The following is a 9,373-nucleotide window of genomic DNA, read 5'->3' as shown; positions in this document are numbered from 1 at the left end:
TAGTTCCCTGAACAGAACCGCTCTTTTGAAATGCCGCCCCACTCAATTACTCAATTACTCCCTACTCCTCTCCTCCAACCACCGACCACTCAATCACTCCTCTCCTCCGACCACCGACCCCCCCGCAACCCGCAACCGGCACCTCGTAACACGCACTTTCCATCACTCAGTTACTTGACTACTGACCACCCGCCACTGACTGCCTGCCACTTCCGCTCTCCTTACTCCGCTGCTTTGAACCCGCGCCTCGCACCTGCTGACGGCCGATAATTGTTCGCCTTTACAGCTTTTGGTTTACCGCCAGCCCGTCTATTATCTTAAAGTCTATTCTCTTTTCTCTTTCTTCTTTCTTCTTTCTTCTTTCTTCTTTCTTCTAACTTCTAACCTCTAATTTCTAATTTCTAATTCCCCCCCGCAACCCGCAACCGGCACCCCGTAACACGCACTTTCCATCACTCAGTTACTTGACTACTGACCACCCGCCACTGACCACCGACTGCCTACCACTTCCGCTCTCCTTACTTCGCTGCTTTGAACCCGCGCCTCGCACCTGCTGACGGCCGATAATTGTTCGCCTTTACAGCTTTTGGTTTACCGCCAGCCCGTCTATTATCTTAAAGTCTATTCTCTTTTCTCTTTCTTCTAACCTCTATCCTCTAACTTCTAACCTCTAAGTTCTACCCTCTAATTTCTACCCTCCTCTGTAGTAATCCCACTACACCCATTTACAACCCTTACTACACCTCATCACCTCACCAAGACCGACCTTTGTAGCACAAATAACAGGAACGCACTGCGTATTAACAGATCTTCGTGAACACATTCAAAATCCATATCCACCTACTGGTCATTTGCCTGACAGCGCTGTGTTTTGGTACTGCCGCGCACGCGCAGACCTCAGCTGTTGCCAATGTGACCCTGGTACTGGAAGATGTGATTTCAATCGAGAACGGCAGCACCGCTGCCGGGGATATCCTGGATTTTAGCTATAAGACGGCTGCAGATTATAATAGCGCAAAAACGGTACGCCGGCCGGCAGCCCTGATGGTGACTTCAACCAGCAACTTCGAAGTTAAAGTAAAAGCCGCAGGTGCTTTCTTTCAAAACGGGGAAAACACCATACCGGTCAGTACCCTTCGGATCAGAGCAGTAGCCGGTGGAACGATGGACGGACAATACAAGACGCTTAATTTATCATCAACCGACCAGGTTCTGGTGTCCGACGCTACGGCAGGTACTGCAAAATCGCTGGATATCGAGTACAGCATTACGGCCGCTAAAGCAAAAACTGATATCTTTGGAAAACGCCCCGGCACCTATACCCAAACCGTTACCTATACAGCAGTCGCTCTGTAAAAAAGAATCGCTCCTAATTTTGTAATTTTGTTTTTAAAATTATTTGAAATGAATCTCTTAAAATCATATCTTGCTTTATTCCTCATCTTCCTCTCTTCCGGCGCTGCATTGACCGCACAGGGACTTTCCATGTCTCCTACCCGTCTGTTTTTTAGCGGTAATCCGGGTGAAGTTCAGTCCCAGACCGTAACCCTGTACAATGGTTCTGCCAAGGATTACACCTTTAGTTTACATTACAAAGACTGGGACCGCAAAGAAGACGGCGATAAAGTATATTATGATAGAGGGGCTTTAAAAACCTCCAATGCCGCCTGGATGTCTACGGTTCAGAGTTCTGTAACCGTACCCGCGGGAACTTCTAAAGAGGTAGTCGTCACCATGCGTGTTCCTAAGCAGGCTTCTGCTTCTGAGGTGACCAACAGCATGTTATTTTTCACCCAGTTGCCTTCGCAGGAAGATATCACCTCTTCCGCCCGCCAGGGTCTGGGAATCATTACCCTCTTTGAGCTGGGCTTGCACCTGTACAATACGCCGCCTGCTAACACCGAAAAAAACGCAGAGATTACGGCTATGAATTTTAATGCTGCTGACCGGACGCTGGAAATTGCCTTCTCTAACCAGGGCAATACGGTCCTTGATGCTACCATTGAATTCGAACTGACCAACGCCGCTACCGGTGCCGAGATCAAACTGCCGGCCGTACCCGTTTCCATGTTGCCGGGGACTGCTCAGAAAACAGTTTTTTCATTAGGCGAAGTGCCGAAGGGCGACTACCTGGGAGTGGCGCTTATTAGAATGGCAGGCTCCAATGACCTGCGTGTAGGCGAAAAAGAGTTGAAACTGTAATGCCGGGAATGTCGAGAATATGCCGTCTGCCCACGGCAGTCCGGAATCACCTTTTCTTTTGCATCCTCACAGCGTTGCTGGCCGCACCACACTTGCGGGCACAGCAGCAGCCGGCCCCGCTAAAGGCTGTCTGGGCCGTGGATTCTGTACAGGTAAGCAGAAATGCTACTTTTTCCAACGTGCTGGTCCTCCATAACACCGCTGCCGACACCCTTTCTGTTACGGCTGTTACACCGGTCCTGGATTATGCCGGCGCACTGCTGAACCCGAAAGCTCCCGTAAAGCTGGCTCCTGGGAATACCGCCCGTCTGCCGCTTAAAATGTTGGCAAATACTGCCTTTTTAAAGCAGAATGTGCGCGACTTAACCTATTCGATTCAGTACACCTCCTCCGCAGGCCCGCAGCAGGCCACTGCCTCGTTCAGCTTGCAAAAAGAAGAATTCCGTGACATTATCCTGATGCCGCTCCAACGGGAGATCTATGCAGATGCCGCACAGCCACACACCATCATTTCCTTTGTGGTGGAGAACCGGGGCTTTGCAGACCGGTCTTTGGAAATAAGCATAAAAACAGAACCGGAAGCCCTGGTCCTGAGTGCTCCCCGGCAGACCCTGACCCTGGGCCCGCTGGAACAGAAAAGAATAGAACTGACCGTGAATACCCCGCGTCAGACACTCCGCTATCCTGAATATCGGATTTCCATCACAGCCCGCGATCAGGGTGGTGATGAGCAGGTAGGATATACTGAAATTATGTATACCGTCCTCACCGCAAACCGCCAGCTCACGCCTGTCTTCAATTCCATGTCGCTGGAAAATTTTGCTGAACTTAATTATACGGGTTACAGCGGAGGCTATGACATGCTGAATCTTCGGGCCAATAAAGCTCTTACGCTCGCCGGCGATTGGAAAGGCCGCCTCAATATAAATACTGATTATTACCCGACCAGTTCTTTATATTCCGTGTATGACACCTGGGCGGAAGCAACACGCGGGCGCACAGCATTACGAGTCGGAAATATACAGGGTACTGACTATGATTACGCTGTTACCGGGCGCGGTGCGCGCGCCGCTGCCGGCATAGGATCTCATTCAGAAATAGAAGCGCTGGCGCTTGAAAACGAATACAGTCTGTTTGGCTCTTATTTTTCCGGTAGCCGGAACGCACGGATGGCGGGGGTCAAATTTTCGTATGGTCGCACCCGGCCCACCGCTGGCAAAATCTCCTATCTGTATGAAGACAATCTGCGGTTGGCGACCGAAAGCCATCAGGCGCACTGGACGGACAGATGGGCGTTGCACAAAGATCATCTGCTGCAGCTGGCAGCAGGCGTCAGCAGCGAAGAAGGAAAAATACGGGGTGACCACCACTACGGGGCAGTAGGTACCGTCAATTACGAAGGAAAAGCCGGCAGCTGGGCCTTTAGTTCTTTTAATACGGTGGCGACCTCGGCTTACACCGGTCTCACCCGGGGTACACTGATGCTGAATGAGCGCGTGTCGCGTCAGTTATCCGGCGGCAGTACGGTCTTCCTGAATTATGAGCAGAACCGGTCAGCACCGAAATACCTGGGCTTTCAGCAGGTGTCAGATCTGGTAACCGAACCGCTGCTGTATCCGCGGTACTACTATAGTACCCGGTCTGCAACGCTTGGCTGGCAGGTGGGCTGGCACCGCTGGAACTTTATGTGGGCACCGCGGGTGGAACAGCAGCGTTCCGAAAACAATACCTTTGTCCGCGAATTGCTTGCCTACCGGCTTCAGTCCTCTGCCTCCACTGTCTTTGGTGCACATAATATAAACCTGAGCGCCGAGTATTCTTACGCCCGGCATGGGGGAACAGACTGGTTCAGCAGCCTTCGTGCCACCGCCTCCTATCGGTACCGGGAACTTTCCGTCACAGGAACTGTACAGCATAACCCGCTGTATGTAACCGAACTGCCTGCGGATGGACAGCCCATTGAACAGTTTACCAACTACAATGTTTACGCCTCGTATGCCTTGCGGAAAACGGACTTTCCCTTAGTAGCCAACCTGTCTGCCGGCTTCAATTATTCGCAGTTATATAACAACATCAATACCGTGCTGAATGCCCAGCTGGAGTATAAAACAAAGTCGAATTGGGCCGCGACAGCCTTTGTTAACTATGGTGATTTTCGCACCCTGATCACCAGTGGATATCGGGGCAGCAACTATCAGTTCCGGCTGGGAATTAAAAAATATTTTAATACCGCAACCGAACAGGGTAATTATAAAGTGGCGCTGCAGCTGTTTGAAGACCGGAATTCCAACGGACTTGTCGATGACGGGGAACCGCCCGTCGCAGAGCAACTCGTGCGCCTCGACAAATATATAGCCCGAACCGATCGCCAGGGAAAAGTCTCCTTTCTCAATGTACCGTCCGGCACGTATACCCTGCGTATAACCGATAAGGAAGGAGTTCCCTCTACTGAATTTACGTTAAATGTAACTTCGAATATCCGTAAAAAGCTGGGCACTGTTCAGAAAATACGGATTGCCGGCCGGATGCAGGAACTGCGGCAGGAATATGATAAGGTCCTAACCTCTGCCGTCGGCACAAACGTATATGCACGCGACACAGCGGGCAAGGTGTACACTACCGTCGTCGACCAGCAGGATCGTTTTGAATTTCTGCTCGCGCCGGGTACGTATGAAATTTATATTCAGAGTGACCAGTTTACCTATGAAAACCCCAGCCAGACAGTGCGCCTGGACCCTGAAAAAGAACTGGCAGAACTCGTATTCCGCTACCGGAAAAAAGATACTGAAGTACGGGTAAAACGATTTTAAAATGACCGCCCCATGAAATGCAATGTGAAAAATAAAATGGCTGCACTCCTGTTGAGCGCGGGGAGCTGCCTCAGCCTGTCTGCGCAGGAAATCATCGTACCGATCACGGCAGCTGATATTTTCAACCGCACCCTGTTTAATTCCACGCAGCCGGTAATGAATACCAATGGGAATAATTCCTGGCGGTATACGGGCTTCTGGTTTTGGTACCGGATGGTGCCGCCTGCCATCAGGTCCGTGTCGGGGACACGGTTCGCGCAGGCCGGCAGCGGCGCGGCCACGCTGCCCTCCGAGGTGTTGCTTTGGCAACTTTCCTCCATCGGCGGGGTCAAAGCGCCGTTTCTGCGCGGAGACGTCCTGCCGGATTATCAGTATTTCAGCACTTCCGACCAAAACTGGTACGAACCTGATTCACCTTCCGGCGGCTATAACCCTGGCGCGGTCTATTTTAATTTTAGGATTACACCGGACCGTTTTGCAGCCAACACCTTTCGCGCCGGTGATTATTTCATGAACCTGACACATAACTACACCGGCGGTGTCTACAGTGTAAACTTTACACCGGCCAATATGCGCCTGCGGCTCTCCGTACCAGCTGCCCTCTCTTGGATTGCAGAGATGCCTGTCCGGAATTTTGACATTACCGCTCTCGATTACTTTCGAATCTCCGCGCCGCAGGGCGTTGCCTTAGGCACCACCACCCTCGCCACCACAGTTCCCTTCAGCCTCTGGGCCAGCGCCTCACCACAGATCACTTTTGTTTCCTCCAAGGGCGTTCGCGGTACACGCAATATCGGGACCATCACCCTGTCGGGCGCAGACAACCGGACAATAACAACCCCCTTGTCTGCGAACTGGAAAAATGTGACGTCGGCGGTGATCGAGCCGGAACCGGGGAACCGGACAGGCTTTGATCTGCAACTGCGGGCAGCTCCTGCCGATCTGCGACGGGATTTCTTCGAAGCCGGTACGTACACTTTCCGGCTCAGCCTACAGGCAAAAGCTTCCGATAACAGTGTGGCCGCTACTCAAAATGCAGATTTTACCGTTCGGGTACCGCCGCTTTCTGAAGTGAAAATACCGGCTGCCAGCCGCGACGTTTCTTTCCGTTTCAGCACCGCTGCCGATTATCAGCAGGGACAATCGCGCCGTTTGCCCGGGCATTTGGTGGTGTCCAATAACGAAAATTTCGAACTCTACGTGCGCGCCGGAGCACCCAACCTGCAGTCTGCCGGCGTTAATTCATCAATTCCTGCTTCTGTCTTTGAAATCAGTCTCGATGGCGGTGGTGCCGTACCGCTGACTACCACTCCGCAAAAACTTTTGTCCAACGCCCTGCCGGTGCTTGACAAAGCTTTTGATGTAACCTACGCCATCCCGGCATACGCTGCGCAACAGCTTACCAGCAAGGAGCGGGGCCAGTATACCGCACGCGTTATTTATACTTTCACGGCGTTGTAGAAGGCAGAAGTTGCCATCGCCTGTACCGCGGCTCCTTCTGCTCAAAATCCGCTGTGAAAATTAAACACCTGCGCTTGTCTGGGCCAGGCTGCGTCTGGCTGCCATTTGCTTTTTAACAGCTAATTGCGTAATATTGCGCCGCTATATAGGCAGTTAGCGCGTATCCTCATGTCCTGGCTGGTTGGCCGACGGGTTCCGCACACGCCGTCCACAAGTATAAACAGATGACAAACACAGAACCTGGCATGCAACCCGGCGAGGCACTGCACCAGGAAAATGAACGGCTCCGCCGCGAAAACAGCCGCTTTGTGGGTTGGCTTTCCCTGCTGACCCACGATTTGCGCAATGCCTTTACCACACTGCAGATGCTTATTTCCGCACACAGGGAAGGAACTATTGACGATAAGCAGTTTTTTCAGCTTCTCGTCCGTCTCGAAGCCGATGCGGCCACCAACCTTAAAATGCTGGAAGACTCGAATGCCTATATCCGCACGCAGCTTGAGGACTTTGAACCTCAAAACGAGGAGGTTGACTTGCAGGCCCTGGTAAAAGAACTAAGTGAGAGGCTGCATGCAAGACTGGACGCCAAACAACTCACATTGCAAATCGATGTACCGCACGATGCTGTACTGGTTACCGATCGGGTGCTCCTGCGTTATATTCTGCTGGCCCTACTGGAGAATGCGGTAAAGTTTTCACATCCCGGCCAGAATATTGACCTGAAACTGCAGTTCAGAGAGGAACAGGTGGTAATTTCCGTTTCCGATACAGGAACCGGCATGACAGAAGAGCAGCTGGGGCAGTTGTTTGTGCTCGGCAGTGCGCGCTACAACGGTACCGCTGGCGAAACCGGTGCCGGTTTGGGCCTGAAAATCGCCGACACCTTCGCCCGCCAACTCGGTGGCAGACTTACTGTGTCCTCTCAGCCCGGAAAAGGCACGGCGGTTGCTGTATGGCTGCCGCAAAATGAAAGATAAGATTTATGCAGGATAATAAACTCAGAGTATTGGTCGCCGATGATCACGGCATTGTGCGAATTGGCATGATACAGCTTATTAAAGAAGGCTGGCCCCAGGCTGTATTCACCGAAGCCGAAGATTTTCAGCAACTCAAAGAACAGATCGCCACCGCCGCGTTTGACCTGGCCGTCGTAGATGCCAATATGCCCAATGGTACGCTGCAGCAGGCAATCGATTACCGCGACCTGAAACAGCCTGATCTGAAAATACTGGTCTTCTCTTCCCAGGATGAAAATGTCTATGCCATGCGCTACCTCGAGATGGGTGCCCAGGGCTTTATGAACAAACTCTCCTCGAAAAGCACGGTTCACCGCGCTATTGCTACGATGTTGCAAAAAGGGAAATACCTGAGCGAGGAGATGAAAGAAAATGTCATTTTCAATAGCGGCAGCAAACGAAAGCCAATTGAAAACCTCTCCAATCGCGAGCTGGAGATCGCTTCCAAGCTTGCGGAAGGACAAACCATTACGGCCATTGCAGACATCATGAACCTGCATCCCTCCACCGTCAGCACCTATAAAAATAGGCTTTTCAAAAAACTCAATATCGACTCCCTCGCCGAGCTCATTGCCATCCTCGACACCTACCAATAAACTACCGACCACCAACCACCAACCACCGACCACCGACCACCGACCATCCACCGACCACCGACCACTGACCACCAACCACCCACCATCAACCACCGACCACCGACCACCGACCACCTCGTAACCCGCACCTTGCAACCCGCAACCCACACCTTCGTCATTGCGAGGAGGCGTCCGCCGACGAAGCAACCCCCTGAACGGCAGCGCTCCTTTGAAAACCCGCAACCCCGTCAGTTCGAGTGTTTTTCCGAAGCGCAGCGCAGGAAAAATGTATCGAGAACGCCAGCCCACCTTCGTCATTGCGAGGAGGCGTCCGCCGACGAAGCAACCCCCTGAACGGCAGCGCTCCTTTGAAAACCCGCAACCCGCAACTCGCAACCCGCACCTTCGTCATTGCGAGGAGGCGCAGCCGACGCAGTGGTCCCTGAGCTTGTCGAAGGGTAACCCCCTGAGCGGCAGCGCTCTTTTGAAATCTCGCCCCACTCAATTACTCAATCACTCGACACTCCTCCGACCACCGACCACCGACCACCTCGTAACCCGCACCTTGCAACCCGCACCTCGTCAGTTCGAGTGTTTTTACGAAGCACAGCGTAGGAAAAATGTATCGAGAACGCTAACCCGCAACCACTCAACCACTCAATTACTCCCTACTCAATTACTCCCTACTCAATTACTCCCTACTCCTATCCTACGACCACCCCCCACAACCCGCAAACCGTCCCTGCTGATCGCCGACAGCCGATAGCTGACAGCTTTTAGCGTACACCTACCGCCCACTGTCTATTCTCTCCAAGTCTATTATCTCCACATCTCTCCTCCTTCTTCTTCCTTCTTTCCGCTTTCCTCTTTCCGCTTTCCTCTAACCTCTAATTTCTACCCTCTAATCTCCACTCCCCCCTGTAGTAATCCCACTACATCCAATTACACGCACAACTACAGATTACCACCTCTGGCCACCCGATATTTGCACTGTTAAATCAATCGGATAAAAACAATCAAAAAATAAAAAATTCCATACTATGAAAAACTTCATCCTGTCTTCCGCTGCATTCTTCGCTTTCGCTGTTCTGGGCACAAACACCCTGAGCGCACAGTCTTCTTCTAATGAAGCAACCACAACAGTGAACATCAACCTCCAGGACGTAATCTCTATTGATGCAGGGAGCGTGGCTGCCGGTGGTGTGGTGGATTTCAACTATACCAATACCACAGACTACAACAACGATAAAACAGTCGGCGTGAAAAACTCCCTGGTGGTAACCTCTTCCAAAGCATTTGATGTAAAAGT

General features: G+C 51.9%; 6 protein-coding genes and 1 pseudogene. All 7 read left to right on the top strand.

Going from position 1 to position 9,373, the window contains the following annotated elements:
* The first annotated feature begins 813 nt into the window (after window positions 1-813).
* Window positions 814-1,356, top strand: coding sequence for a peptidoglycan-binding protein LysM (locus MVI27_RS11700; protein ID WP_246962131.1), 543 nt, complete (start codon window positions 814-816; stop codon window positions 1,354-1,356).
* Between the two features lie 48 nt (window positions 1,357-1,404).
* Window positions 1,405-2,202: a fimbrial biogenesis chaperone gene (locus MVI27_RS11695; protein ID WP_246962129.1), complete on the top strand. Its 798-nt coding sequence runs from the start codon at window positions 1,405-1,407 to the stop codon at window positions 2,200-2,202.
* A gap of 8 nt (window positions 2,203-2,210) precedes the next feature.
* Complete coding sequence (locus MVI27_RS11690; RefSeq protein WP_246962127.1) at window positions 2,211-5,012, top strand: hypothetical protein; 2,802 nt, start codon at window positions 2,211-2,213, stop codon at window positions 5,010-5,012.
* Window positions 5,013-5,048: 36 nt separating this feature from the next.
* Window positions 5,049-6,473 carry a hypothetical protein gene (locus MVI27_RS11685; protein ID WP_246962125.1) on the top strand — a complete coding sequence of 475 codons (1,425 nt, stop codon included), beginning with the start codon at window positions 5,049-5,051 and terminating at the stop codon, window positions 6,471-6,473.
* Window positions 6,474-6,697: 224 nt separating this feature from the next.
* Window positions 6,698-7,450, top strand: coding sequence for a sensor histidine kinase (locus MVI27_RS11680; protein WP_246962123.1), 753 nt, complete (start codon window positions 6,698-6,700; stop codon window positions 7,448-7,450).
* A gap of 5 nt (window positions 7,451-7,455) precedes the next feature.
* Window positions 7,456-8,085 carry a LuxR C-terminal-related transcriptional regulator gene (locus MVI27_RS11675; RefSeq protein WP_246962120.1) on the top strand — a complete coding sequence of 210 codons (630 nt, stop codon included), beginning with the start codon at window positions 7,456-7,458 and terminating at the stop codon, window positions 8,083-8,085.
* Window positions 8,086-9,104: 1,019 nt separating this feature from the next.
* Window positions 9,105-9,373, top strand: a pseudogene (locus MVI27_RS11670) (peptidoglycan-binding protein LysM); the annotation flags it as partial.

The sequence above is a fragment of the Chryseobacterium salipaludis genome (assembly GCF_022968825.1).
Taxonomy (GTDB): domain Bacteria; phylum Bacteroidota; class Bacteroidia; order Flavobacteriales; family Weeksellaceae; genus Kaistella; species Kaistella salipaludis.
This window is presented reverse-complemented; position numbering and strand designations above follow the sequence as displayed.

Coding starts and splice junctions, on each gene's coding strand:
- MVI27_RS11695 (WP_246962129.1), top strand. CDS start 1,405: ATGAATCTCTTAAAATCATATCTTGCTTTATTCCTCATCTTCCTCTCT.
- MVI27_RS11690 (WP_246962127.1), top strand. CDS start 2,211: ATGTCGAGAATATGCCGTCTGCCCACGGCAGTCCGGAATCACCTTTTC.
- MVI27_RS11685 (WP_246962125.1), top strand. CDS start 5,049: ATGGCTGCACTCCTGTTGAGCGCGGGGAGCTGCCTCAGCCTGTCTGCG.
- MVI27_RS11680 (WP_246962123.1), top strand. CDS start 6,698: ATGACAAACACAGAACCTGGCATGCAACCCGGCGAGGCACTGCACCAG.
- MVI27_RS11675 (WP_246962120.1), top strand. CDS start 7,456: ATGCAGGATAATAAACTCAGAGTATTGGTCGCCGATGATCACGGCATT.